The organism is Limimaricola sp. G21655-S1, from assembly GCF_027213785.1.
Classification (GTDB): Bacteria; Pseudomonadota; Alphaproteobacteria; order Rhodobacterales; family Rhodobacteraceae; genus Limimaricola.
Window position 1 is genome coordinate 1 of sequence record NZ_JAPWGO010000005.1, and the last position, 26,008, is coordinate 26,008.

Annotated in this window: 18 protein-coding genes; 9 read left to right on the forward strand and 9 right to left on the reverse strand. The window is 64.7% G+C overall.

Features of this window, described 5'->3' with window-relative positions:
• The coding region (locus O4G76_RS06785; RefSeq protein ID WP_269396608.1) for a transposase at positions 1-552 on the forward strand (552 nt) is incomplete at its 5' end.
• 283 nt (positions 553-835) lie between these two features.
• On the forward strand, positions 836-1,804 hold the full coding sequence (locus tag O4G76_RS06790; protein ID WP_269396609.1) for a LysM peptidoglycan-binding domain-containing protein: 969 nt from the start codon (positions 836-838) through the stop codon (positions 1,802-1,804).
• A 159-nt stretch (positions 1,805-1,963) separates the two neighbouring features.
• Here O4G76_RS06790 and O4G76_RS06795 read toward each other — a convergent pair whose 3' ends face one another.
• Together O4G76_RS06795 and O4G76_RS06800 are read right to left on the reverse strand one after the other, a co-directional pair.
• Positions 1,964-2,308 (reverse strand): hypothetical protein, encoded by a 345-nt coding sequence (locus O4G76_RS06795; protein ID WP_373568014.1) that lies wholly within the window; start codon positions 2,306-2,308, stop codon positions 1,964-1,966.
• 239 nt (positions 2,309-2,547) lie between these two features.
• Positions 2,548-5,001 (reverse strand): vitamin K epoxide reductase family protein, encoded by a 2,454-nt coding sequence (locus O4G76_RS06800; protein ID WP_269396610.1) that lies wholly within the window; start codon positions 4,999-5,001, stop codon positions 2,548-2,550.
• A 349-nt stretch (positions 5,002-5,350) separates the two neighbouring features.
• On the opposite strand from O4G76_RS06800, the gene O4G76_RS06805 reads away from it, so the two are divergent.
• The 3 genes from O4G76_RS06805 (at position 5,351) to O4G76_RS06815 (ending at position 8,786) form a co-directional block, all read left to right on the forward strand.
• Positions 5,351-6,382, forward strand: coding sequence for a sodium:calcium antiporter (locus tag O4G76_RS06805; protein ID WP_269396611.1), 1,032 nt, complete (start codon positions 5,351-5,353; stop codon positions 6,380-6,382).
• Between the two features lie 220 nt (positions 6,383-6,602).
• Positions 6,603-7,313, forward strand: a complete 711-nt coding sequence (locus O4G76_RS06810) for a Crp/Fnr family transcriptional regulator (RefSeq protein WP_269396612.1) — start codon at positions 6,603-6,605, stop codon at positions 7,311-7,313.
• Between the two features lie 48 nt (positions 7,314-7,361).
• Positions 7,362-8,786 (forward strand): C69 family dipeptidase, encoded by a 1,425-nt coding sequence (locus O4G76_RS06815; RefSeq protein WP_269396613.1) that lies wholly within the window; start codon positions 7,362-7,364, stop codon positions 8,784-8,786.
• Between the two features lie 116 nt (positions 8,787-8,902).
• Here O4G76_RS06815 and O4G76_RS06820 read toward each other — a convergent pair whose 3' ends face one another.
• The 3 genes from O4G76_RS06820 to O4G76_RS06830 form a co-directional block, all read right to left on the reverse strand.
• Positions 8,903-9,742 carry a LysR family transcriptional regulator gene (locus O4G76_RS06820; RefSeq protein WP_269396614.1) on the reverse strand — a complete coding sequence of 280 codons (840 nt, stop codon included), beginning with the start codon at positions 9,740-9,742 and terminating at the stop codon, positions 8,903-8,905.
• A 1,422-nt stretch (positions 9,743-11,164) separates the two neighbouring features.
• Entirely contained in the window at positions 11,165-13,510 is a 2,346-nt protein-coding gene (locus O4G76_RS06825) for a phosphoketolase (RefSeq protein ID WP_269396615.1), read from the reverse strand.
• Complete coding sequence (locus tag O4G76_RS06830; protein WP_269396616.1) at positions 13,507-14,670, reverse strand: acetate/propionate family kinase; 1,164 nt, start codon at positions 14,668-14,670, stop codon at positions 13,507-13,509. The genes O4G76_RS06825 and O4G76_RS06830 overlap by 4 nt, the downstream gene beginning before the upstream one ends.
• Positions 14,671-15,710: 1,040 nt before the next feature.
• Here O4G76_RS06830 and O4G76_RS06835 point away from each other — a divergent pair.
• Genes O4G76_RS06835 through O4G76_RS06850 form a run of 4 tightly spaced genes read left to right on the forward strand, consistent with a single transcriptional unit; the run spans position 15,711 to position 19,910 of the window.
• Positions 15,711-16,448: a gluconate 2-dehydrogenase subunit 3 family protein gene (locus O4G76_RS06835; protein ID WP_269396617.1), complete on the forward strand. Its 738-nt coding sequence runs from the start codon at positions 15,711-15,713 to the stop codon at positions 16,446-16,448.
• A gap of 14 nt (positions 16,449-16,462) precedes the next feature.
• A complete protein-coding gene (locus O4G76_RS06840; protein ID WP_269396618.1) occupies positions 16,463-18,223 on the forward strand; it encodes a GMC family oxidoreductase in 1,761 nt (586 codons plus the stop codon).
• Complete coding sequence (locus O4G76_RS06845; protein WP_269396619.1) at positions 18,220-19,470, forward strand: cytochrome c; 1,251 nt, start codon at positions 18,220-18,222, stop codon at positions 19,468-19,470. Before O4G76_RS06840 ends, O4G76_RS06845 begins: the two co-directional genes overlap by 4 nt.
• A gap of 53 nt (positions 19,471-19,523) precedes the next feature.
• On the forward strand, positions 19,524-19,910 hold the full coding sequence (locus O4G76_RS06850; RefSeq protein ID WP_269396620.1) for a hypothetical protein: 387 nt from the start codon (positions 19,524-19,526) through the stop codon (positions 19,908-19,910).
• Between the two features lie 401 nt (positions 19,911-20,311).
• Here O4G76_RS06850 and O4G76_RS06855 read toward each other — a convergent pair whose 3' ends face one another.
• From O4G76_RS06855 to O4G76_RS06870, 4 genes are all read right to left on the reverse strand, one after another.
• Positions 20,312-21,127 carry an inositol monophosphatase family protein gene (locus O4G76_RS06855; RefSeq protein ID WP_269396621.1) on the reverse strand — a complete coding sequence of 272 codons (816 nt, stop codon included), beginning with the start codon at positions 21,125-21,127 and terminating at the stop codon, positions 20,312-20,314.
• Positions 21,124-22,020 (reverse strand): diacylglycerol kinase family protein, encoded by an 897-nt coding sequence (locus tag O4G76_RS06860; RefSeq protein ID WP_269396622.1) that lies wholly within the window; start codon positions 22,018-22,020, stop codon positions 21,124-21,126. Before O4G76_RS06860 ends, O4G76_RS06855 begins: the two co-directional genes overlap by 4 nt.
• Positions 22,021-22,086: 66 nt before the next feature.
• Positions 22,087-22,539 carry a ferritin-like domain-containing protein gene (locus tag O4G76_RS06865; RefSeq protein ID WP_269396623.1) on the reverse strand — a complete coding sequence of 151 codons (453 nt, stop codon included), beginning with the start codon at positions 22,537-22,539 and terminating at the stop codon, positions 22,087-22,089.
• A 233-nt stretch (positions 22,540-22,772) separates the two neighbouring features.
• On the reverse strand, positions 22,773-25,856 hold the full coding sequence (locus tag O4G76_RS06870) for a PAS domain-containing protein (protein ID WP_269396624.1): 3,084 nt from the start codon (positions 25,854-25,856) through the stop codon (positions 22,773-22,775).
• Positions 25,857-26,008: the final 152 nt, after the last annotated feature.

Sequence of the window (26,008 nt, forward strand, 5' to 3'; positions counted from 1 at the left end):
TTCCTTCGTCGCCGCAGGCAGTTGGTCGAAATGCGGAAAGCCGAAAAGGTGCGTCGCCACAGCGCCGGCCAGCCAGCGATCCTGCGCGAGATCGAAACGATGATCGCGCTGCTCGACCGCCGCATTGTCACCATGGATCGCAAGATCGCCGCTCTGATCGAAGACAGCCCCGAACTTATCGAGCAGGCGGAGTTGCTTCGCGCCGTGCCCGGGATCGGACCGACGGTGCTGGCGACGCTTCTCGGCGAACTGCCCGAACTCGGCACGCTCTGCCGGCGTCGGATCGCCTCTCTCGCCGGGCTCGCTCCGCATGCCCGCGAGAGCGGCACATGGCGCGGCACGCGACGCATATGGGGAGGACGGCGCAAGGTCCGTGAAGCCCTCTACATCGCGGCCCTGAGCGCCTCTCGCCGCGTGCCGCCCTTGATCGCCATGCGAGATCGAATGAAGGCTGCCGGCAAAGCCCCCAAAACAGTCCTCATTGCCGTTGCCCGTCAGCTCCTCGTCATCCTCAATGCCATGATCCGGAACAAACAGCCCATTCGCCTTTGAAAAACTACACAGTTGCCCCCAGGGATAGGGCAGGTTCGATAGCAGCACGCCGGCTGTGCCAAAACGCTCGGCTTGCAGATGGTCAGTCAAGGCGACCCGAGTTCAGTCGTTCGCCTGCCACGCATGGCCTCGGTTTCGAGGGCAGGGCAGCACGCCACACAGGGGCTTCAGTTTTCTCCCACGCAAGCGGGAGCGCTACGCACAATGGCCGCACATCCTTTAATGGAACATTGCCCCCCGGGCTGTGTGTTTTCCTCATAGGAACCGCGATTAGGAGGAGCCTATGATCCCCAAGAGCGCAGTTTTTCGCACCACGGCCGTCGCCACCACTCTGGCCGGCGCGATGGTCGTGGGCGGTGTCGCTGCGGACACCCGTTGCGGGGTGTCCTACACGATCCAGCCGGACGATACGCTCTACAGCGTGGCACAACAGTGTCGTGTCGCACTGGCCACTATCATGCATTTCAATCCGAATTTGGATGTCGATGCGATCCCGGTGGGCGCGCGCATTCGGCTGGCCAAGGGGCCGGGCAGCGACGGCGAGATGCGCACTGAGGCCCCGGGCAGCGAAGCGGAGGGCAGCTACCGCGTCAAAGCGAACGACACCGCCTACTCCATCGCCGCGACGCTGGATCTGAGCCTGCAGGAACTGATGGCCGAGAACCCCGACCTCGACCCGTTGTCGTTGGCCATCGGCGAGGTGCTGAACCTGCCACGGGGCAACCGCAGCGCCACCGTGAATCTGTCGTCGCAAAGCGGACCACCGGGCAGCGAGGTTACCGTCATGGCGCGCGATTTGCGGCCTGACGACTGGGTGACCATTGGGGCCGGACGGCAGTCCAGCGAATGGCAGCGCATCCGCGAGGTGCAAGTGGCTGGGGATGGCGAGGTCCGCGCCGAGGTTGAGGTGCCCGGCTGGGCCGGTCCTGAGGACGTGCTGACCTTCGTCGTCGATACAGATCGCGGTATGACCTACAAATCCGGTGATTTCGAGGTCACGGCTCGCGGCGGTGAGGATCGCGAGGATGGCGACGACATGGCCTTGGAAGGCCACGTGAATGAGGGGGTCGAATGCTATACGCTGATCACTCCAGATGGCGACCGCTATGCGCTAGTTAGCGACGATGTCGAGTTCACCCCTGGGGAATATGTCGAGATCGAAGGCGACCAAGCCGACGTGTCCATCTGCATGCAGGGACAGGCGACGGTCGATGTCACCGAGATCCGTGAAGTGCGCGCACCGAGCGACTGATCGCCGCGTGGCATCTGCGAACAATGGGCCTTCGCGGAGGCCCGTCTTCGTTTCCGCTTTATGCGGCGGGAGGACCCCAGACAAAGAAAACAAGAAATCGTCCTTGCCCGCAAAGCAGTCAGCGGCGCCTCTATCTTTCCAACGAAAGCGATTGCACCCTCAGATTTTGGTGAACTGATGGAGCCAGAGGCGGATCGACGTGAGACCGATAAAGCCGAAAAAGCTTCCGGCGCTATTGTCATAGCGGGTTAAGACACGCTTGGCGTTCTTATGCTTATTGCAGCAGCGCTCAACCAATTTGCGTAAGCGACAAAGTTCGCGATCTTCGCCGATACGCTTCTTATGAGACTTGCGCATCGGGATCACCGACAGCGTGTTTTGTGCTTCCGTAGGCGTTCTGATACTGTCCCCGTCATAGCCGTGATCCGTTGGGAATACGCTTGGCTGGGGCAGTTGCTCGCCATAATCAGATCGAAACCGTAGTAATTGGATGTCTGGCCTCACGTTCTCTGCCCTCGGGTAAGCCATGCGCAGGGGCTAGGAAGTGGATATTGGTCGTGAAGTCATCTCTAGAACTGTCATGACTACGTGACGCCCCCCCTTTGAGCCAGAGGCTTGATAGTGGGCGCGGATGACGGTGCTGTCGATCATTTGCAATGCATCGGGCACGGTCCCGCTCTGGTTCAGATTGCCGTTTACTTCGCCATCCCTTTTGGCTTCGTCACGACTAACTGCCCCTTCGCCTACACGAGCAGACGCGACCAGGTGCCGTAGGAATGCCGGATCGGACCGCGTGGGACGCTTGCGGCGATCAGCACCAGCCCGGCCAGGATGTCGGCGCCCTTCTGCAGCCAGTTTCCGTCCATGACCAGCGCCGCGATCACCAGCGCCGCGCCGAGGCAGATGTTGAGAAACCGAACCGGCCGCGCGCTTTCGGCCATCGCGGTCACCGCCACGGTCAGGGCGAGCGCGCCGATCAGGTGATCGGTATCGGCGAGGCCCCCTTCGGTGGCGAGCGTCAGCCGCGTGAACATCAGCCACAGCCCCACCGCCGCGCTTACGGCAAGGCCCGGGGTCACGCCGATCCCGCCGCCCAGCATCTCGCCGATCACCGCGCCGGGCGGACGCTCAAAGCTTTCGACCCGCTGCCCGTCATCCGCGCCCTCATCCGTGTCACCGGTCAGGAACACTCGCAGCATTGGCCGGCCGGCGCGCTTGCGCCGGACCAGGAACTGGCAGGTCGCGATCAGCTCATCGACCGAATAGGGGATCTGGATCAGCATCGCGGCCGCGGTGATCAGGCACAGGCTGCACCAGGTGCCGAGCAGGATCGGCTGGATGATGATGAAGGTGATCGACACCACGCCGAGCGGCACGATCATGATGCCGAACACCAGCACCAGCCAGGGCATGGTACGCCAGCGGCTGGCCGATCCGATCAGGCCGATCAGGATCTCGAGCTGGTAGGTCAGCGCGCCGAGGCCCGCATCCGGCACCGGCCAGGCCCGCGAGACATCCGAAGTGATGATCTCCTCGGTGCCGTTCTTCGGATCCTCGGAGGCGCCGGCGAAGAACGGCTCCCAAACGCTGTCGACATGGCCCAGCTGATAGGCCGCAAGGTAGCGCGACACCAGGTAGCCGAAGATGGCGAGGGCGATGATCGGGATCCTCTGCGTCCAGTCCGACGGCGAGTAATCCCAGCCCTTGGGCACCGCCGGCCCGCGGCTCGCGGCGATCCGCCCGACGCCGGGCGGGGGGCGCACGCAGACCGCGAGGGCGAAGACGATCATGCCCGAGAGCGATCCGTTGAGATAGGCAGCCGCGCTTTCGCTCCAGAACAGCAGCGGCGCCGCCATCACCCACAGGCCCACCGCTGCCACCGCCCAGCGGATCAGCGCGAGGCGCCAGGAGAGCACGAGAAGGCTGCCCGCCATCACGAGAAGCCCCGAGACGATGTCGCTGATCGTCATGCCAAGCCCGCCATAGCCGACCACCAGCGGCGAGGCCGCGAGCCACGCTCCCATGCCGGCATTGAGGAAGTGGGCCCAAAGGTTGCGGGCGTGCGCGGCGCGGAACCGCGCCTCGTGACGCGCCCGGAGCTCTTCGGCGTCGTGGCCTTCCTCGGCCACGGCCTGCAGCCAGTGCGGCGGGGTCAGCCCGTTCGCCTCGTACCAGCGGGCCGGGTCGGATTTGAGGTGTTCGACCATCCTGGGCAGCGTTTCGCGCAGGGCATGGCGCGGTTTCCAGTCCAAGAGCGCCTTGGCGCGCGAGATATCGAGCTCGTAATGGTCATCGGCCATCCGCACCATGAACGGCTTGATGAAGGGCGCCTCGCCCTGGTCGATGTCGTCCGGGATGACCGGCTCGGCCTTGGTCTCGAGCCAGGCGCCCGCCGCGGCGAGTGGCTTGGGCACCGAGAGCGTGGTCCAGTCCTCTTCGCCATGGATCAGCCGGGCGAGGATGTGCTGCAACTCGTCATAGGGCACCGCCTCGGGCTCGCCGACGAGGATCACCGCATCGTCGGGCAGCTCGCCGCGCCGATTCACGGCGCGGGCGAAGGCGTCGAGCATATCCTCGCGGTGCAGGAACGACTGCCCGGTGTGCAGATCGCCCGAATAAGCGTGCGATTTCGGATCCCGCTCGTAGATCCGGCGGATCTGTTCGGCCAGTGTCGGGACCGCCGTCTTCTCGTCGTAGAGCCCGGCGAGGTGCAGCAGCAGATAGGGCATTTCGCCATGCCGCTCCCGGATCACCTCCTCGGTCCGGGCCTTGGAGATCGGATAGGCCCATTTCGGATCGATGGCAGTCGCCTCGTTGATCGGCAGGCCCGGGGCGCCGGGACGGTGCACCAGCATCGTCCCGGAGTAGATGAACCGCTCCACTTCGTAGTCCTGCAACGCGTCGAGCAGCTTTGCCGTGCCCTCGACATTGACCTCGTCGTAGAGCGGGTTGTCCTCGCCGGAGAAATCGAAATAGGCCGCAAGATGGATCACGGCCGCGAAGCGCCGCCCGTGCCGGTCGGCAATCCGGTCCAGGGCCCGCTCAATCGAGGCGCTGTCGGTGATGTCGAAGGCGAAGACGCCCGGGCCATCCTCGCGGTCGAGCCCGATCACCTCGTAGTCCACGAGACGCTCGCGCAGCGCCGATCCGATGCTGCCGGCTGCTCCGGTGATGAGTACGCGGGGCTTCTCGGTCATAAGGCCTCCCGTCGCGCAACGTGTGCTGACTCAACGCGGTTCCACCGAGGCCCGCAGCGCTGCCCCGGGGCGGGCCTTGCGTTGCGCGCCGCAGGATATCCCGGGATCACCCCGGGGAGCTCGAAGGCGTGGGCCATATCCCACCCGCTGCGCCCTCGGGAGGGTCCGCGGGGAACTTGCAGCCGCAGGGTCAGGTTGCGCCTGAAGGGAGCAATCTGCCGGAGACGTTGGTGATCGGCAATCACGCCATGCTTGCGGATATCACCTCGAGAATGGGGAGGCATTTGCCGGGAGGTGAAAACGGTCTCGTCCGATCGGTAGCCCCTCCGCCAAACAGGGTCATCTGCTGATGGGTGTTCTCGAAGGGCTGCCGCTGGCCGCGAACCTGGCCGTCTTCATCGTCGCGGCGATCATCGTCTGGATCGCGGGCACGCGGCTGTCCATCTACGCCGATGCCATCGCGCGCCGAACCGGTATTGGGCAGGCGGCCCTGGGCGTGCTCCTTCTCGGGGGCGTCACCTCATTGCCGGAGATCGCGGTGGCCGGCAGCGCCGCCATCTCCGGGGCGGGTGCGCTCGCGGTCAACAACCTCCTGGGCGGTTTCACCATGCAGGTCGCGATCCTGGCTGTCGCCGATGCCGTCTATCGCCGCGGCGCGCTGACCACCGCCGTGCCGGACCCGACGGTGATCCTGCAAGGCACCTTGGGCATCGTATTGATGGCGTTCGTGATCATCGGCATTGCCGTGGGCGACGTGCCGGTGCTCGGCGCTGGGATGTGGTCCTGGATCATCTTCGGCAGCTTTCTCTACGCCCTGCGCCTTGTGACGCAGGCCGAGGGCAATCTCGACTGGGAGGTGGTGGGCCAGCCTCCGGCGGAAGAGCTGCCGGATGTAGAGCACCCTGACATGTCGTCGCGCCGCCTCACCTTGATGACCGTCGTGGTTGCCCTGGCGATCTTCGTGGCCGGCTGGGCGCTGTCTTCCGCTTCCGAGGCGCTGGCCGAGCAGACCGGGCTGGGACAGAGCTTCTTCGGGGCGATCTTCGTCGCCATCGCGACCTCGCTTCCGGAAATCTCGACAGTGCTCGCGGCGATGCGGCTCAAGCGCTTCGTCATGGCGGTCTCGGACATCTTTGGCACCAACCTTTTCGACATCGCGCTGATCCTGCTGGTGGACCTGACCTATTTCGGCCCGCCGGTGCTGGGCGAGGCCGGCAGCTTTTCGATCGTGGCCGGGGCCCTGGGCATCCTAGTGACGGCGATCTACATGGCCGGCCTTCTCGAGCGCCGTGATCCGGCGGTGGGGGGCATCGGCCTCGACTCCATCGCGGTCGCCGTCTGCTATCTAGGTGGGGTCGCCTTGCTGTTCGGATTGCGCTGAGAACGCAGCCAGCAGTGTCCGGGGCACGGAGCCAGCGCAGCTGTCCTCCGAAAGACAAGAAAGGCGCGAAGCGATCGACTTGTCTTCACGTTTTCCCTCCGGATGATGGGCAACCTTTATGGGCCTGCACGTTTCTGATAGCCTGTCTCTATTAGTTGTTCGCTTGCTGAGCCGCCACGACGCAAGGGGCTTCCCCTGCAGGAGTTGGAGGCAGAAAGCATTGGAAGATCTCACCGGAAATCGGCTGCTCGACGGGCTTCCCCCTGCCGTTCTCGCAGCCCTCAAGCCTTCGCTCGAAGCGGTGGACCTGCCCTCCGAGTCGATGCTCGAGTGCCGCGGGCAAAGGACCACACATGTCTATTTTCCGGCCGCAGGCATCGCCTCCGTGGTGGTGAGCGGTGACGGCCTTCCCAAGGCGGAAGCGGGCATGGCCGGGCGCGAGGGAATGACCGGCACCTCGCTGATCCTGGAAGACGGTCTCAGCCTGCATGATGTCGTCGTGCAGATCTCGGGGCATGGGTGGCGCATAGACGTCGACGCGTTCCGTACTGCAATGAAGATACCGGCTTTCCGCCGGCGGCAATTGCGGTTCCTGCAAGCGCAGATGGCCCAGACCTACTCCACCACCCTGGCCTTTAGTCATGCCAAGCTCGAGATCCGTCTGGCCCGCTGGATTCTGATGTGCCGGGATCGTCTCTCGGGGCAAGCGTTCCATGTGACCCACGGCGCCATTGCGCTGATGCTTGGAGTTCGTCGGGCTGGCGTAACGGTCGCCCTGCACGAACTTGAAAGCCGCGGCTTCATTCGTTCGACCCGCTGCCTTCTTGAGGTCCGTGACCGAGTAGGTTTGGAAGCCTCGACCGAGGGGTATTACGGCGCCTCGGAAGCCGAGTACGACCGGCTCTTGGGAGCGGACACCCGCGCATGGTAAACGCGAGGTCCAGATGCATATTCCTCCAGCTAGCGGCCATCTCGCCCTATGAGCTACGCCCTCTATATCGGGTCTGACCTCTGCGCCTCGGGCCATGGCTGGCTTGCGGGCTACGGCGATGAGCCCTCCGGCCATTGGCTGGAGGTGGTGCCCTGCCGCAGCCACGCCACGGACAGCACGATCACGGTCGGCGTCACGGCCGAGGCCGCCCTGCCCGGTCAGCTGAGCACGATCCCGCAGGTGCCCCGGACGGCGCGCTACATGGGCGTGAACTACAGCCATTATCTCGGTGCGCCGCCACCACTCATCAATGGCGGCGTGAACCAGCACGGCGTCGCGGTGCGCGATGTCTGGTCTCCCTCCCGGCCTGAGCTCCTGGCGATGACCCCGCCGGATCAGAAGGGGCCGAACTACTCGGATCTCTCGAAGATCGTGCTGGAGCGCGCCCGCACCGCGCGGGAGGGCGTCGAGATCATCGGCGCGCTGATCGCCACGCATGGTCACAGCAGCTATGGCGGCAACTCGCACCTGATCGCCGATGCCTGCGAAGGCTGGGTGGTGATCGAGTTCGCCGGGGGTCTGGGGCTTTGGGTGGCCGAACGGCTCGGACCCCGGAGCATTCGCGCCCTGCGACCGGGCTGGATCGGCCACATCCCGCAGGAGGCAGGCAATGACGTGCTGTTCCCTGAGCACTTCCTCGAGACCGCTCAGAGGCTCGGGTGGCACATGGCGGGCGACGCCTTCGACGTGAACCGGGTCTTCGGCGATGGACGAGGACGGCGTCCCGGCGTGGCGTGGATCGAGGACGAGATGGCAAGGCGTGCGGCCCGCCCCGGCGGGCTGGGGCTCGAAGACATGATCTGGGCCGTGTCGACCCCGCGGCTGACCGGCGACAGCGCCGGGTATGGACAGATCGTGCCCCTCACCGCCGAGACGCCCGAGATGCTGCGCATGATGTGGCATGCCCCGGTCGGCCCCGTCACCGCGCCCCTGGTGCCGGTGTTCCTGGGCATCGAGCGCGTGCCTCTCGAATACGGCCGTCATCGTTATCTCGGTCGTGGTGAGAGCGCCCGCTTCATCGATCGCGTGCACGAGGTGACGGGGCCTGACGCCATCTCCGACATCCCGCAGGGCGCCGCCTCCACCCGCTCGGCGGTCGCGGTCTTCAAGCGGCTGATGCATCTGGCCTTCCAAGGGGGCGATGCATGGGTGACGGAGGTTTCGACGCATTGGCGGGCCGTGGAGCGCGGCCTGGCCGCGGAACTGGCGGATGTGCAGCGCAGCGCCGCAATACTCGCCGACGCCGGGGCGCCCGAACTGGCGCGGCGCCTGCTGACCGAACATGTGGAGACCCGGCTGCTGCGTGTATTGGCGGAGGCAGAAACGCTGGCCGCCGGCTACGAGGCACGGCTGCGCGCCGGGGCCGGCCTCAACATGAGTGGCGTGCCCCGCCTACCCGACCAGATCTGGTAAGCAGGCACGGTCCACGTCGTGGTTGCAGAAAGTTCTCTCCGCGAGACGCTTGTTAGTTGGCAAAATCAGCATGAGTTGGATAAGTTGGCCAACTGAAATACCCGCGGCTAGCTCTGTTACGAAACCTCCAGACGCAAACACTCCAAAGCGTCCTTGATCAAAGCCTGATCCGAGTCATGAGAGTATACGGCGTACATCGGATAGGAGAAGCGGGGCATGTTAGGCACGAGATGCAGCTTGCCCGCGTCAAGGAACCTCTGGGCCGTTCGCAGCCGGCCGTAGGCCGCGCCATTACTCGATAGGACATACTGAAGGGCCACAGGTCCGGCATCGAACTCCACTGCTGCCTTTCTGAGATCCCCAAAATGCAATCTGAAATCCTGATTAAACTGCTCTCCCCAGTCAACATATACGAAACGGGGATCTTCGACCGATTTGAGGGCAGGATCGGCCGCTACCATCACCAAAGTGTCCTCAAAGATTGCCTCGCGCTTCGTCCCAGCGAGCATAGGGGGAAGGTGCATTACCGCAAGATCCAAGGCGCCACAACTTACCTGTTCAGCGAGCAATTCAGATCGATCCCTTATTATTTGCACGGCGATTTCAGGGTGGTCTCTACGGAATCTCCAAGCCCACCGTCCTAGATAGGATTCCGGTAGATTGACCTCACCTCCCATCGTCAGTTGAGCAGAGTTGCCCGCGGGGACGCTCATGAGCCGTTTAAGGCGCTCACCGCTTTGAATGAATGCGGGAGCACCTTGCAAAAATTTCTCTCCAGCAGGTGTCAACTCTATTCGGGTTTTCCGCCTGTATAAAAGGGTCTCCCCCAACTTCTCCTCGAGAGTTTTCATACGCGCACTTACAGTAGTTTGCGCTACATTCAGACGAGAAGCAGCGTGGGAGAAGCTGCCGGTTGATACGATCTCGAGGAATGTTCGGACCAGTTCAGTATCCACAATCGCGCTCCCTTAGTCATGATGTGTGGGTTGCATCAAAGTTCTTGCTAGTTCCGCTCAGAAATACTGGTTTGCAATTCCTGGCCCCGAAAGGGTACCCCCTACTGTAGCCAAGATAGCTATATTGACGTTCTGGATCCGTCTCTTGGCAGCCAACGATGAGAGTAGACATGGGTTCCGCAGACCGGCATTTAGATGATAGCACGCTAACCCCGGTGCGATGGCAAAACGCTATGACAGAGTGCGGGTCTTGTCGCCGCATGAACATGTTTTCTGGGAGTGAAGGGGGTAATGATTCTCCAAGTAATTTTGAGGTTTCACGACGAAGATCTGGCCCTCGGCATTACCTGGAACTCTCCATCCAGATTGCTGATATTCTCGCCAGTCAAGAAGTCAATCACCGCAATATGAACGATGCAAGCAGACCTGACTGGGTCATGATATCAGTTTCCTCGGTTGCCGCGATAATTTGGCTATGGGTTGCCAAATATTTAATTATCGTCCTGCTTTGACATCGTGCCCCAGTAGTCAAGGCGTACTGGCCGTCAGATTTTTTGGAAAATAGCCATGAAAACCTTCCCTGAGAGATTGGCGGAAATATTCGTTGACTTGAGCGCAGAGGACTTCAGGCGTTTCTGGTCTTACGTAGACATGAAATCCCAAAGCAACCCACGTGATATTGAAGATCAGTGGCGTGAATACGGAAAAGAAATGAGTCGTCGTGATTGCTTGGTGGTGTCCAAAATGCGATCGGCCTTAATTTCTGGGTGTCGTGAAGCGCGCAGGACTGAACCCGCGCAGGCAAGGAAGTTGCGGTGGGAATAAGGCTTCCATGATCGATTAACATTGCTGCATGCCCAGCAAGAGACTTCACCTCAACCGCGGCGGTGAGAGCTCGGAGATGGGATAAGAATTCGCTCTTTCCTTCCTGGCAATGATGTTAAGCGACAGCGCATTGCAAGGCAAAGGTGCATCGCAGTTGATATGAAGCCATCTCGATTTATCCGCGCCATTGGGGATGCGCCACGCCCCAACATAAATAATTACTCCTAGCCCACCATTAAGTCTGCCGCAAATCTAATACCTCGCCCTTCGTAGAAGTCGTCCCACTTTTCCAGAACGATTGGCCCAGATGGCGCATGGTCCGCAGGACCTCGTTGCGCGCGACGGCGGCAAGATAGATTTCCATTCAATCACGACCATTTCGGTACGACATCGTCGTCCCCTCGATCGATGATCTCACCATGGCAGCGGTGCGTATCCTTAGCGCCGTCAACGTCGACCGTGCCAATCACTGCTTCTGAGGCGACCTGCGCCAGCAGCTCCGGTATCTTGGAGTTTCCGCCTGGCATGACCCTTTCATGTCATAGGGTGCCTCCTGTCTATAGGGTGTCCTTACCAGCCGGTGTTGCTTTGAGGGGGTCAGTTCGGCCTATCAGGCCAGCGCCAGCTTGTGATCTCGGTCAGATCGATGCCGGTCTTGCGGACATGCGCCTCATGCGCGGCCAGCCGATCGTGGCAATACCGTTCCAGCCGCCGAGCTGCCTCGTCCTTCCGGCCGCTCCAGCGAAGAGCGGCCAGCGCAAGGTGAAACCGGTCGAGTTCGTTGCGCACCAGCATGTCGAAAGGTGTCGTGGTGGTGCCGCTCTCGCGGTAGCCGTGAACATGGATGTTGGCATGGTTGCGCCGCTTGTAGGTCAGCTCGTGCACGAGGCCCGGGTAGCCGTGAAAGGCGAAGACGACCGGCCGGTCGGTGGTGAACAGCGCGTCGAAACGCTCGTCTTCTAGGCCCTGGGGGTTGCCTGGAGGTGGCTGCAACGCCATCAGGTTGACCACGTTCACCACCCGAAGTCCGAGATCGGGGAGCTGCGCGCGCAGCAGCGCAACGGCGGCGAGGGTCTCCTGCGTCGGCACGTCACCTGCACAGACCATGACCACATCTGGTTCGCCCGTGTCCGAGGCCCAGTCCCAAGCCCCGACCCCTGCCGCGCAATGCGCCTTTGCGGCCTCGGGCGACAACCACTGGCTCTCCTCGTGCTTGCCCGAAACGATGACGTTCACCCGGTCGCGGCTCTTGAAGCAATCGCGGGCTACCTGCAGCAAGGTGTTGGCGTCGGGCGGCAGCCAGATCCGCGCGACCTCGGCGCCCTTCGAGGCGACATGATCGAGAAAGCCGGGGTCCTGGTGGCTGAAGCCGTTATGATCCTGCCGCCAGACATGCGAGGTCAGCAGGTAGTTCAGCGCCGCCACCGGCGCGCGCCATTCCAGGTCGCGGCTCACCCGCAACCACTTGGCATGCTGGTTGAACATCGAGCCGGCGATATGAATGAAGGCCTCGTAGCTGTTGAACAGCCCGTGCCGGCCGGTGAGCAGGTAGCCTTCGAGCCAGCCTTGGCACAGATGCTCCGACAGCACTTCCATCACTCGGCCGTCGGCGGCGAGATCGACGTCGCCCTCCCGTATCATGCCAGTGGCCTTGCGCGCGCTCACCTCGAACACGGCGTCGAGCTTGTTGCTCTCCGTCTCATCGGGTCCGAACAGGCGGAAATTGTCGGGGTTGTCGCGCATCAGCTCGCGCAACCAGAGCCCGAGCGCGCGGTTGGCGCTGGCCTGCACGGCGCCGGGCGTCGGAACCTCGATCTCGGCCATCGACAGCTCGGGCAGATCGAGCGGGCGCAGCAGCTTGCCGCCATTGGCCGCCGGGTTTGCCCCCATGCGCCGCGTGCCCTCGGGCGAAAGTGCCCTGACCTCTGCGTTCGGCACGCCGTCAGCGAACAGCTCCTCGGGGCGGTAGCTGCGGAGCCAGGCTTCGAGTTGACGCAGATGGTCCTCGTTCTCGCGCACGCCGGGCAGCGGAACCTGGTGCGCCCGGTGTGTGCCTTCGACCGGCGCGCCATCTACCTCTTTCGGCCCGGTCCAGCCCTTGGGGCTGCGCAGCAGGATCAGCGGCCAGCGCGGCGTCGCCGCCGGGTCGGCCTCTCCCGTTCGTGCCGCGCGCTGAATGGCCGCGATCTCGTCGAACGCCGCATCCAGCGCGGCGGCCATCTCGCGATGCATCCGCGCCGGGTCGTCGCCCGAAACGAGGATCGGCGCGTAGCCATGACCACGAAACAGAGCTTCGAGGGCGTCGTCCGGCATGCGTCCCATCACCGTCGGTCCGGCGATCCGATAGCCGTTGAGATGCAGGATCGGCAGCACCGCGCCGTCGCGCGCCGCATCGACAAAGCGGATCGAGGTCCAGCTTGCCGCCAATGGCCCGGTCTCGGCTTCGCCGTCCCCGATCACGCAGGCCACGTGCAGGTCCGGGTTGTCGAAGGCCGCACCATGGGCGTGCATCAGGCTGTAGCCCAGCTCACCCCCCTCGTGGATCGAGCCCGGTGTCTCGGGCGCGGCATGGCTTGGCACCCCGCCCGGAAAGGAGAACTGCCGCACGAAGCGGCGTAGGCCCTTCTCCCCAAAGCCAGCGTCGGGGTAGATTTCTCCGTAACTGCCTTCAAGCCAGGTATTGGCCAGAACCGCCGGGCCGCCATGACCGGGTCCGGCGATGAAAATCATGTCGAGATCGCGTGATCGGATCACCCGGTTGAGATGGGCGTAGACGAAGTTCAGCCCCGGCGACGTGCCCCAGTGCCCCAGAAGCCGAGGCTTGATGTGCTCCGGGCGCAGCGGCTCGACCAGCAACGGGTTGTCGAGCAGGTAGATCTGCGCCGCCGACAGGTAGTTGGCCGCCCGCCACCAGGCATCGACACGGTCCAGCTCGTCGCTCATCTTTCGCTCCCTTCCAGATATCCATCGACGGCGCGGGCAATCTCGGCCTCCTCCTCGGCCGGCAGCACCCAGACCTCGACACGGCTGTTCGGCGTTGACACCAGCGCGCTGCTGCGGGCATTGGCGGCCGGGTCGAGCTCGAGGCCAAGCCAGCCCAACCGGCCGCAGACACGCGACCGAATCTCCGGCTGCCCCTGCCCCGCACCCCCGGTGAAGACCAGCGCCTCCAGCCCGCCGAGGCTGGAGGCCATCGCGCCGACATGGCGGGTGAGCAAGTGGCAGTAGAGGTCGATCGCCTGTGCGGCCTTCACCTCCCCCGAGGCGAAGAGGTCGCGCAGATCGGCGCTGATCCCCGAGACGCCCATCAGGCCGGATTGGCGGCAGAGCATCTCTTCCATCTCCTCGGGTGCCAGAGCGTCCCGTTTCATCAGGTAGAGCAGCGCGCCCGGATCGAGCGCGCCCGAACGCGTGCCCATCATCATCCCGTCAAGCGGCGTCAGCCCCATCGTGGTATCGACGCTCTCCCCGTCCCGCATGGCGCAAAGGCTTGCGCCGCCTGCCAGATGCACCGCGACCACGCATCTCGCCTTCGAGAGCCGCGCCATCTGCCGTGCGATCGAGGCATAGGACAACCCGTGAAAGCCGTGCCGCCGCAGCCCTTTCGCAAGGTCGTCGGGCAGTGGCAGGCGGCGCGCGACCTCCGGCATCCCGGCGTGGAAGGCATCGTCGAACACGGCGAGCTGCGGAAGGTCGGGGAACCGCTCCCGCAGCCAGACGACCGGGTCGAGATTTGCCGTCTGGTGCAGCGGCGCTAGCGGCGCGAAGCCGCGCAGTTCCACCTCCGCCTGCTTGTCGAGCGCCACCGGCGCCACGAAGCGCCCGCCACTATGCACCACCCTATGCCCCACCACGAGAGGACCGGGCAGCTCGTTCCGGACCCGTTCGGCAAGGACCAGAACGAGGGCACGGCGTTCCGGCCGCCTTGACAGAGCCAGTGAGGGTAGGTCGCGGCCATGGCTGTCACGCAGCACGACGCCTTCATCCGAGTTCTCGTCGAAGCTTCCCGTCAGGATAGGCTTCGGACCGCCCGACCGCCGGGCGAAAGCGGCAAATTTCAGGCTCGACGACCCGACGTTCAGAACAAGAATGCTTGCCGTCATCCAGGCCACCCTGCGGTTCGGAACGCGCGAGCATACCGTCTGTACCAGAGAAGAAGGCGACGTCCCGCCGCAGCACTGGCGGGGCGCCTGACGCGAAACCATGCCGCTGCCATCGGCCTCTTTCCCGGCGAGATTTGAACCCGCAGCCCCGAGAGGCGACGTAGCTGCGCATCATCTCGCGCGGGCGCCGCAGAGTGGGCAAGCGTGGCGCGGCGTTCCATGGTCGTCATTTCCTGTCCATGACGTTGCACCAACGACAACCGGCGGCAGCTGTTCCGTGATCGTGGTCGGAGCGGTGGGTCCATTCCCGCTGAACCTTCCTGATGCCAGTGAGAGAGGCAATGCGTGGAGCGGATGTCGGCCCACCGCGACGCTCTGAGCTTGATCTGGAACGTCGCGTTGCTGGTCATGGATCGTCTCTATCTCGACATTTTCCTTGTCAGCTGGTTTCGTCAGCGCCGACCTATCATTCTGGTCCCCATAGCGCAGAGACGAGTCCATCAGCGCGCTGCAGCGCTTCCAGTCTCGGGCTGGAGCCGATTTCCGGTGTGGTTTCGCGGATGACGCTGGCCGGGGCCGGGCTGCGCTCAACGTGACCAGTCTCACCCGGTTCACCGATGGGACGCTCGAGAAGCCCAACAGGCGATGATCAGGGGACCATGCGCATGAGAGACCGTTCCAGCAATGGGCAATTCACCGCGCTTGGTCAGAGTAGTCGCCGTTTGAACGTAGCCGCGCCTGATCTGCACGCGCGTCATCTCGCGCGCCCTGTTCGCTGTCCGCGGGTCGAGTGCATTTTCGAGCTTGTGGGCGGATGATGGAGATGTCGTTCTCCGAACAGCCGGCTCACATGTCGCGACGGTCGGCGCTCCATCAGCTCCGCGGCTAAGACCGATTTCTTGCCTAAAGCAACCTTCGGTATAGTTGCTGAATTACGGAGCCGTGGTGGGAGGTTCGGCGAAGGCTCGCCCTCCGTTTCGGTCTCAGCCCGCGCAAGGGCATTTCGCAGGTATCGCCATCGGGACCGGGGAGGCGAGGACATGACAGGTTTCACCAGGCGCCGCATCGTGCAATCCATGCTGTTCGGGGGCACGGCGCTGGTGCTGCCGTCCGGTCTCATCGCCGCCGAATACGGCCGCGGCGAAGGCATGCCGTGGTCGCCCTTCAAGGGCGAACCCCCCTATCACGGCACCCATGCCGACAGCTTCTTCACGCCCGCGGAACGCGAGGCCGTGGCTGCGATCTGCGCCCGCCTGATACCTAGTGACGATGACGGGCCGGGCGCGACCGAAGCCGACGTGGTCACTTTCCTCGACCGGCAGATGGCGGGGTTCTACGGACGCGGCCAGCACTGGTACATGCGGGGACCCTTCGCCGAAGGTACCGCGACGCAGGGCTACCAAAGCCGCTTCCCACCCGCCATGCTCTACCGCAACGCTCTGGCAGAGCTCGACGCTTACTGTCGTACCCGGCACGACGCGGTCTTCGCCGGTCTTACCGAAGAGCTGCAGGACGAGGTGCTGACCGGGCTGGACGAGGAGACGCTCACCTTCGAGAGCGTCTCGGCCAAGACCTTCTTCGACCTGATCCTCAAGAACACCATCGAAGGGTTTTTCGCGGATCCGATCTACGGCGGCAACCGCGACATGGTTGCCTGGCGCTACATCGGCTTTCCGGGGACCCGTTACGATTACCGCGATTTCGTGGGGCATGACGGCGCCCCGATACAGCTGGCGACGGTAAGCCTGACCGGGCGGCCGGGCTGGAGCGCACCCTGAAGGCGAGGAGCACGATGACCAGAGAATTGCCGGGCGTGGACGTGGTGCTGGTCGGCTTTGGCTGGACCGGTGCGATCTTCGCCGAGAAGCTGACCGCCGCCGGGCTGGATGTGCTGGCACTGGAGCGCGGCCCGTGGCGCGACACGGCGAAGGATTTCGCCACCACCTTTGCCCAGGACGAGCTTCGCTATTACTGGCGCCACGGCATGTTCCAGGAAACCTCGCAGTCGACCCTCACCTTTCGCAACAACAGCGCGCAGACCGCCCTGCCGATGCGGCACTGGGGTTCCTTCCTGCCCGGCAACGGCGTGGGCGGGGCCGGCGTCCACTGGAACGGCCAGACCTACCGCTTCCTGCCCTCCGATTTCGTGGCCCGCAGCCACAACGAGGAGCGTTATGGCCGGCTCCCCGAGGGGATGACGGTGCAGGATTACGGGGTGACCTACGAGGAGCTGGAGCCGCATTTCGACTATTTCGAGAAGATCTGCGGCATCTGTGGCAAGGCCGGCAACCTGGGGGGCAGCACGGTGGAGGGGGGCAACCCCTTCGAGGGCCCGCGCAGCGACGAATATCCCAACCCGCCGATGGAGATGACCTTCTCGCAGGATCGCTTTGCCGCGGCCGCGCGCGAGTTGGGGCTCAGCCCCTTTCCGGTCCCCTCGGCCAACATGTCGCGCGCCTATGTCAATCCGCTGGGCCTGCAGCTGGCACCCTGCACCTATTGCGGCTTTTGCGAGAAGTACGGCTGCGGCAACTATTCGAAATCCTCACCCCAGACCACCATCATCCCGGTCCTCATGCAGCGGGAGAACTTCACCCTGCGAACCGAGACGGAGGTGCTGTCGATCGAGACCGCGGCCGACGGCTCCCGCGCTTCGGGCGTAACCTATGTCGACACCAGCGGCGAGACGGTCTTCCAGCCTGCCGAGATCGTGGTGATGTGCGCCTATCCCCTCGAGAACACGCGGCTGATGCTGCTGTCGGGGATCGGCACGCCCTATGACCCGCGCAGCGGCGAGGGCGTGGTCGGAAAGAACTACTGCTACCAGGTGATGTCCTCGGCGACGGTGTTCTTCGAGGAGGAGTTCACCAACGGCTTCGTCGGCGCCGGTGCCCTGGGCATGACCGTCGACGACTACAACGGCGACAATTTCGACCATTCCAAGCTGGGCTTCATCGGCGGCGGCTATATCGCCTGCCATACCACCAACGCGCGTCCGATCGAGAGCCATCCCGTCCCGGAGGGCGTGCCGGGCTGGGGCAGCGAATGGAAACGCGCCATGCGCGAGAACTTCCTCAAGACGACCACGGTCGGCGTCCACGGCGCCTCCATGGCGCATCGCAGCAACTATCTCGACCTCGACCCGACCTACACCGATGCGCATGGCCGGCCGCTGCTGCGGATGACCTACGACTTCACCCTGAACGACCGGCGGCTGACCGATCACATCACGCCGATCGCTGAGGAGATCGCGCGCGGGATGGGCGGCCGGGAGGTCAAGGTCAACGCCCTGAACGGCTCGTACGATTCCACGCCCTACCAGACGACGCACAACACGGGCGGCACGATCATGGGGAGCAGCCCCGCGGACAGCGTGGTCAACCGCTACTGCCAGAGCTGGGACCTGCCGAACCTGTTCGTCGCGGGCGCCGGGCTGTTTCCACAGAACGCCGGCTACAACCCGACCGGCACGGTCGGCGCGCTGGCCTACTGGGCGGCCGAGGCCATCACGGAGCAGTACATGCGCCAGCCCGGTCCCTTGGTGCAGGCATGAGCGGCCGCCCCGCATCGCGCCTCGCGCTGGCGATCGCCGCCGGTCTCGGCGCGCTGGCGGCGGCAACGGGCCCCGCCACCGCGCAGGAGCTGGCCCATTCGCAGGTGGAGCGGGGCCGCTATCTCGCCATCGCCGGCGATTGCGAGGCCTGCCATACCGACTTCGAGAATGGCGGCGCGCCCTTTGCCGGCGGCCGGGCGCTGAGCACGCCCTTCGGCACCATCTATTCGCCCAACCTCACCCCCGATGACGAGACCGGCCTCGGCCGCTGGACACGCGAGGAGTTCCACCGGGCGCTCGACGAGGGTCGTGACGACGAGGGACGCCATCTCTACCCGGCGATGCCCTACCCGTACTACACCCTGATGACGCGGCAGGACACCGACGCCATCTTCGCCTATCTGCGGTCGCTAGAGCCGGTCGCGGCGGAGACGCCGGAGAACGATCTTCCCTTTCCCCTCAACATCCGCCGCGCCGTGGCGGGGTGGAAGCTGCTCTATTTCGAGAACGAGACATTCGACAGCGTGCCGGACCAGTCGGAGGAGTGGAATCGCGGCCGCTTCCTCGTCGACGGGCCACTGCATTGCGGCGGCTGCCATACCGGCAAGAACTGGCTCGGCGCCGATATCGACGACGAGTATCTGCGCGGCGGCCTGCTCGAGAACTGGTTCGCGCCGAACATCCGCGGCGGCGAGAATGGCGGCATCGCCCATTGGGAGGTCGAGGACATCGTCGAGTTCCTCGGCACCGGGCGCGGTCGGCACACGGTGCCGATGCAGCGCATGGGCGAGGTGGTGGCGATCTCGACCCAGAACCTGCGCGAGGAGGACCTGCGGGCGGTGGCGGTATATCTCAAGAGCCTCGACGACGCGGTCCGGGAGGAGCACGACGCGCCCGAGGCCGCGCGGCTGGAAACAGGAGCGGGGCTCTACTTCGACAATTGCGCTGCCTGTCACGCCGCGGACCGCAGCGGCGTGCCCTACTTCTTCGCGCCGCTGGACCGTTCCAACAAGGTGCTCGCCGAGAATCCCGCATCGGCCATCCGGATCATCCTCGGCGGCGCCCGAACCCAGCCGACCGAGGCGGCGCCCAGCATGCTCGCCATGCCCCCCTTTGCCTGGAAGCTGAGCGACGCGCAGATCGCCGACCTGCTGACCTATCTCCGCGGCTCCGGCGACAGGAGGGCGGCGCCGGTCTCGGCGGCCCAGGTCGCCGAGATGCGCGAGTATCTTGCCCAGGAACACTAGAAGGTACCGTCATGCGACCTCTCCTCCCGTCCACGCTGGTCCTGGTCCTCGGCTTGGCGCAGACCGCCTCGGGCGCGCCGCTCTATGTCGGACCCCAGGAGTTCGACACCTCGGATCGCGCGCTGATGGCCGAACTCGTGCAACGCTGCGCCGCCCTGCTGGAGGAGAGCACCGCGCGCGAGCGGCCGCCGGCGGAGGGCGCGGCCGAGGATCCGTCCGGTAACACGGTCTCCCCACCCGACCCGGGTGTCAGGACCTCCGCTGCCCGGGCCGTTCTCGTCATCGATGTCGACACGCTGGCCTCGGGGGATGAAGCAACTCCCCCTGCCGGCGAAGGGGTCGGGATAAGCGCCTCCCGCGATGACAGCGATAGCCAGCCGCGCCCGGACCTTTCGAGGGTTTCGTTGCTGCACTGTCAGGAGGCTGGCCTTGCGTTCTGACGCTCCCGCGTCTTCGCATTGCCGCCCACCCTATCGATGCCTTCCAGCCCGGGCCCTTGCGCGCTGGCCGCTCGCGCATGGTTTCGGGTTCGACTGCGGCCAGGGCATAACGGGAAGTGAAAATAGCCGTCGCATAGCCGCCGAGCTTAAGGATCATGAGCTGGGCATCACCTCCGATAGCTTATCGGCATGCCCGACGGTTCGTATGCAATTTGCCAAAACGAGATCCCCACTCAAGGCCGCAAGCAGGTCCGCCGGGACTGCCCCGGCGACAGACACCGCCGGCCTTTCCAAACGGGCGCGGTGCCATGGCGGCTTTCCCTGAAGAAACCCGACGAACTCGGGACGGGTTGCAATTCTGCAAACTCCGGTCCTTGCCAGCAGCCCAGGCAACGGGCCGGTCAGCCGCCCAGATGCTCTCGCAGCGTGCTTTCAGAGGCCGTGCCCAGGATGAGGGGCTTCGACCAGCCGCGCTGGGTATCGGGCGGACCGAAGCCTTCGAACGAGGTCCACCGCTCATCCTGCTGCTCCAGCACGGTGCCCCCGACCAGGGGCAGCAGCGCCAGCCCCGCGGCCACGTCCCAGATATTCGGTGCCTCGAACCGGGCGGCTTCAAGCAGCCCGGCAGCGACGAAGGCGCATTCGATCGCGGCAGAACCGGTTTTGCGGGCATCCCAGGGGCCTGTCGCGGCCGCGGGCGCCGGCAGACCGACCAGCCTGCGGCGAACCGCGCTGTTGCCGGACCGCTTCAGCGTTTCGCCCTCGAACATGAGATCTCCCCCGCTGCGACCATGATAAACGCCGGGGCGTAGCGCGTGGCCGGTCGAGCACCAGATCGCGCCCACGACTGGCACCCCGTCCCGCAGCACGCCGATCGACCCGGCGACCATTGGGAAGCCGTTAATGAAGTTGGTCGTTCCGTCCACCGGGTCGACCGCCCAGACATAGGCGCTGCCCTTCGCAGCGGGCCGGTCGTCCATTTCCTCGCCGATGATGCCATGATCCGGGAAGCGGTCCGACAGCACCGTGCGGATCATCCGCTCGACCTTCTCGTCGACCTCGGAAACGGGATCGCGCAGGCTCTCGATGCCCGCCTTCGCCTTGTAGCGAACCTCGAGCAGCCCGCCGAGCGCCAGCGCGATCTCGCTCCCCGCGAGAGTGGCGAGTTCGACCGCCGTGGCCTCGATCCCCCGAAGGTCTGCGTTGTCCTGTGTCATGTCCGACTTCCTTGGCCCGGAACGAGCAGGTGCAGGTTTGGGTCCATGCCACGCAGGACCAGCCGCCTCGGTGCCTGGTCCATGTGCTGCATCTCGTCGTCGAGCCGCAGCGGTACGGTGCCCCCGCACGCGATCCGCACTTCGCTCGCCTGTTCGACATGGCCCGGCGCGGGGCCGTCGGCGCCCTCCTCCAGCCACCTTAACAGCGGTTCCCGAAGCTCCGGGGTGACGGTGAACAGGCCGACCTGGCCGGGGCGTACCGGCTCCGGCAACAGCTGGAGCCCTGGCCCCGCTCGGCCATGGGCGAGCGCCTCGAGCATCAGCAATTCGCTCTCACGGGCATTGCCGTCGACTTCGATGAGATGCGCCTTCGGCATGGCCTGGCGCAGGGCTTGCGCGAAGCTGCGGCGCCCCTCGGCGATTTTGTCGGACCCGGTCTTGCCGGCCTCCGCCATCTCCATCGACGCGCTGAGCGCCCCCAGCCCCAATGCTTCCGTCAGCACCTGGTCCTGGCCCTTCGCCTCAACCCGCAACAAGGGAAAAGCACATTCGTCCGCCTCAGGCAGATGCGAGATCACCATGCCTGGCTCAGAGCGAATGCCATGCGCCCGGGCCACGTTATTGGCAGTACCGAGGGGCAGTACGGCAAAGCGCGCCCCGCGCGGCAGCAGCGGCGCAATCTTGGCGACCGTTCCGTCACCACCCGCAATGACGTAAAGATCGGCCGGAGCCACCAAGGCGCGCTGCGGGTCGGAACGCTTGATATCGATGATCCTGGGAGAAAGGCCAGCGTCCTGCAAGGCCGCGCCCAGACGGTCGGCCGGCCAATCGCCCTGCCCGGCGTTGGGGTTGAGCAAGACGACCGTCCGGATCGGGACGTCGCGCGCCATCATGCGGAGCGTCTCGTGTCCATACAGCCTCTCCGGACCAGTCATCGCTGTGCCTCCCGCGCCTCGGCCTCAGGCCGCGGCGGCTTCGCTGTCCATCCAGCTCTTGTGCCGCTGTTCGTCCGAAAGCCCCCGGCGGAACAGCTCTTTCTCGGATTCGGGCACAGCGGCATTGTCCACCGCATGCTGGTAGGCGCTGATGGTGTCGTTCTCGTTGGTGGCCATCGCCTTGAGGATCGCGCCATCGCCGCCGACCATATCGGCGAGCTTGACCTTCCCGGTGGTGAGGATCTCTTTCATGTCGCCCTCGCCCGGAACGGTTGCGCCATGGCGCGTCGCCAGCTCCTTCAGGTCCTGGAGGTGCCGCAGATGATCCTGTCGGAAATCCTCGACCTTGGCCCGCCGAGCCACGTCTTCCAGGCGTTTCGCCGTCTCGTCATAGGCGGCAATGGCGTCGTGCTCGAGAAGGATGAAGTTCTCGATGAGCTTGCCGAAATCGTTCGAAGTGCCGACTGTGGTAGCCATGTCCATACTCCATTGCCTGATGTGGGAATTTGCACTGCCTTGGCTTGCGTTCATTTCGAGCCACGCCTCATATTGACGCTTCGAATGGGCAAACGTTCCGTTTTGGATGCGTATTCCGACAAATTTCGTTGTGAGCGGTTCAGCTGATCATAGGCAGCAAGCATTTCCTGCGCCGCCCACGGGCTCCACCACCACGCGGCGCGGCACTATTCAAAATCTCCTGCCTGTCCTGCCTATCCCCCTTGCACACCTGCTGTCTCATGCCCTTCGAACGTCGCAGCGAGTGTCGAGAGCAGGCTTTCGGGCGTGACGGGTTTCTCGATCCGCTCCGCAGATGCGAGCTCGGGCGGAGGCGAGACCGTGCTGCCGTAACCGGAGGCGAAGATGAACGGAATGCGCCGCGCTTGCAAAGCGCGCGCCACGGGCCAAACGAGGTCGCCATCGAGGTTGATGTCCAGAACGGCCGCATCGAGGTCTTCGGAAACGGCCAGCTGCAACGCCCCGGGCAGAGTTCCGACGGGACCTTCAATGGCACAGCCGGCGGACCTGAGGATGCCCGCGACCTCTTGGGCGACGAGATGCTCGTCCTCGACCACGAGGACCTTCCGGCCCCGCAGGGCCGCCGGATCTCCGGCAGGACCTGCCCGTTTCTCACGGGGGCCAGGGGAACGACCGCCCCCCCGGACCCGAAGCTTGTCCACCGGCAGATCGAAGGTGGCGCGCAGCCCTTCGCGCGCATAGTCCACTGAGACCGCCCCTTCGAGTTCGGCGGCCAGTGCCCGCTCGATCAGAAGAGAGCCAAAGCCTTTCCGGCTGGGCCTCGTCTCGATGGGCGGACCGCCTTGCTCCTGCCACGTGATGACAAGACGCGGCGCCTCCCGGCTGTTGGCCAGATGCCACTTCACCGTCACCTGCCCCTCGTCACGAGAGAGCGCGCCATACTTGGCGGCGTTCGTGACCAGCTCGTGAAACGCCAGGTTCAGCGTCTGGGCCGCCTTGGGCGTCACCTTCAGGTCCGGCCCGCTGGCGGCGATGCGCTCGGCGCGATCGCCGCGATAGGGGGCGACGGCGCTCTCCACCAGATCGTCGAAGCGTGCGCCCTCCCATTGGCTTCGGGCCAGGAGGGCATGCGACTGGGCCAGGGCATTGATGCGGCCGACGAGCCGATCCGCCGCCTCGGGTCCGAACGACTGTCCCCGCCCGAGGCTTTGCCGGGCGATCGACTGCACGACCGCCAACACGTTCTTCACGCGGTGGTCGAGTTCCGCCATCAGCATCTTCTGGTGGTCTTCGTCCTGCTTCCGTTGCGAGACGTCCTTGAAGAGCACGGCCATGCGCCGGTCCCGCGGGGCGCCCACCGGGAAGGCGTAGACATCGAACCAGCGCCCGAGCAGGTCCGACTTCTGTTCGAACCGCATCGGTTCGCGGGTCTCGACGACCCGGCCGTAGCTCTCGAACCAATGCTCATCGAGATCCGGTGCCGCCTCGCGCAGCCACTGGCCGAGGATGGCCTTCGAAAATCCGGTATGTTTGTAGAAGGCCGGATTGGCCTCGACAACACGATAGTCGACACGTCCATCCGGCCCATCGAAGCGAAACTCGTTCACGCAGAAGCCTTCGTCGATGGCTTCGAACAGATCGCGGTAGCGCTTTTCGCTCGCCCGAAGCGCCGCCTCGGCGCGACCCCGCTCGACTGCGGCCCAGCAGCGCTCCGCGGCTTCCCGGGCAAGGGCGATGTCGCGATCGCTCCACTGCCGGGGGCTGTCCTGCACGACGCAAAGGGCGGCCCTGAGTTCGCCGTTCCTCACCAGGGGAACGTCCACCCAGGCCCTCACGCCCACGTCGCAGTAATACTGCCGTTCGGTCTCTTCTACCTCGCTTGCTGCCGCGGCGTCCTGAACGACCCATGTGCCGCCTGCGCAAAGCTGCTCGTAGGCCGAGCGGAACTGAGCAGTGGGGTAACGCCCTTCGAGGCTCGGGGCGCCGGGCACGGCATAATCCGGGGCCACCAGACCGTAATCCTCCCCCGGCGGCCATTCGACGAAATAGGCGCGGGTCGCGCCCAGTTTCTCTCCGAGCAGCCGGGTGGCGACCGCCGTGATGTCGGCGGGCTCCATGCGCGTCCGAAGGGCATCGCTGAGTTCGAGCAGGAACGCCTGCCGCATCTCGGCTTCGCGCAGCCGCTCTTCGGCAGCCCTGCGCTCCGTGACGTCGAGGAGCACGCCACGGATGCGTGCCGGGCGTCGCTCGCCGCCGAATGTCGCGAACTCGGTGCGGCCGTGCATCTGCACCCAGCGCACCGCGCCATCCGGCCGGATGATACGGTGTTCGTGAAAGATGGCGCCGTCGCCTTGGGGATCGAGCGTCTCGGACAACATTTCGGCCACTGCTGCCCTGTCCTCGGGATGGACGAAGTCCGGAACAATGCCCGCCTGCGGCGGCGGGCGATCATGCGGATAGCCGAGTATGTCGCGCAACTCCGGCGACCAGAACAGGGTGCCGGCCTGCCGGTCCTCGTCGAAGACGCCGATATGCGCGGCCGTCGAGACCTCCTTCAGCCGGGCCGTGCTCTCGCGGACATCGGTGATGTCGCGGATAGCGAGCAGAATTAGTTGCATGTGATCCAGACGCCGACCGTTCAGCATCATCACCCGCTCGCCGATGTCTTCGAAGGTATGGGTGACTTCGTAATCGTCGAAGCTGTTCTGCCGCGGCAGGATATCTTCCAGCAATCGGCGCAGCTCGGGAATGTCCCATTGGCCGTTGCCGAGGTCGTAGACGAGACGGCCGACCGTCTGCGACGGATCGACCTTGAACGCCTCGTAGAACGTCTCGCTGGCCGAGTGGACGCGTAAGTCGGGATCGAGGACCAGCAGCCCCTCGCGCACGCTGTCGATGAGGTTGTCGGCGAATTCGAGCCGTCCCGCCAGTTCGGCGCGCAGCCCTTCGCGCTCCGTTTCGTCGGACAGGGCCAGGAGGATCAGGTCAGGGTTGCCGGATCGGATGATCCGTCGGGCGCTGACCGACATGATGCGCCGACCGATCCGCTCGAAGTCGTGGTCGACCCGGTAGCCAGAAATGAAGGTCTGTTGCGGCAGTATCTCGCCCAGGAGGCGGCGTAGTTCCGGGATGTTCCACTGGCCGTTGCCCAAGTCGTAGACTAGGCGGCCGAGAGTTTCCTCGCGATCGACGCGGAACTGCCCAAGGAAGGCATCGTTGGCCGCTTCCACACGAAGATCCGCATCGAGGGCCAGAACCGGTAATGGCAGGGTCTGGAGGATCTCGTTCGCGAGATTGGCGTCTCTGTCGTGCTCCATTAGACGTCCCTGGCCGCGCTACACATCCGATAGGAATAGTCACATGGCACGACGCTATAGCACGACAAGAGGGAGCGGAACTGAGATAAGCCCTGGCCAATCGCTTCGCCCCTTTCGAGGAGGCCGATGAGATGGATTGGTAAGGCAGGGCG

What these genes read in the sequence shown, in the direction of transcription:
- O4G76_RS06865 (WP_269396623.1), bottom strand. Translation starts at nt 22,539, where the DNA reads ATGGCTACCACAGTCGGCACTTCGAACGATTTCGGCAAGCTCATCGAG.
- O4G76_RS06830 (WP_269396616.1), bottom strand. Translation starts at nt 14,670, where the DNA reads ATGACGGCAAGCATTCTTGTTCTGAACGTCGGGTCGTCGAGCCTGAAA.
- O4G76_RS06845 (WP_269396619.1), top strand. Translation starts at nt 18,220, where the DNA reads ATGAGCGGCCGCCCCGCATCGCGCCTCGCGCTGGCGATCGCCGCCGGT.
- O4G76_RS06835 (WP_269396617.1), top strand. Translation starts at nt 15,711, where the DNA reads ATGACAGGTTTCACCAGGCGCCGCATCGTGCAATCCATGCTGTTCGGG.
- O4G76_RS06840 (WP_269396618.1), top strand. Translation starts at nt 16,463, where the DNA reads ATGACCAGAGAATTGCCGGGCGTGGACGTGGTGCTGGTCGGCTTTGGC.
- O4G76_RS06790 (WP_269396609.1), top strand. Translation starts at nt 836, where the DNA reads ATGATCCCCAAGAGCGCAGTTTTTCGCACCACGGCCGTCGCCACCACT.
- O4G76_RS06805 (WP_269396611.1), top strand. Translation starts at nt 5,351, where the DNA reads ATGGGTGTTCTCGAAGGGCTGCCGCTGGCCGCGAACCTGGCCGTCTTC.
- O4G76_RS06860 (WP_269396622.1), bottom strand. Translation starts at nt 22,020, where the DNA reads ATGATGGCGCGCGACGTCCCGATCCGGACGGTCGTCTTGCTCAACCCC.
- O4G76_RS06855 (WP_269396621.1), bottom strand. Translation starts at nt 21,127, where the DNA reads ATGACACAGGACAACGCAGACCTTCGGGGGATCGAGGCCACGGCGGTC.
- O4G76_RS06800 (WP_269396610.1), bottom strand. Translation starts at nt 5,001, where the DNA reads ATGACCGAGAAGCCCCGCGTACTCATCACCGGAGCAGCCGGCAGCATC.
- O4G76_RS06825 (WP_269396615.1), bottom strand. Translation starts at nt 13,510, where the DNA reads ATGAGCGACGAGCTGGACCGTGTCGATGCCTGGTGGCGGGCGGCCAAC.
- O4G76_RS06815 (WP_269396613.1), top strand. Translation starts at nt 7,362, where the DNA reads ATGAGCTACGCCCTCTATATCGGGTCTGACCTCTGCGCCTCGGGCCAT.
- O4G76_RS06870 (WP_269396624.1), bottom strand. Translation starts at nt 25,856, where the DNA reads ATGGAGCACGACAGAGACGCCAATCTCGCGAACGAGATCCTCCAGACC.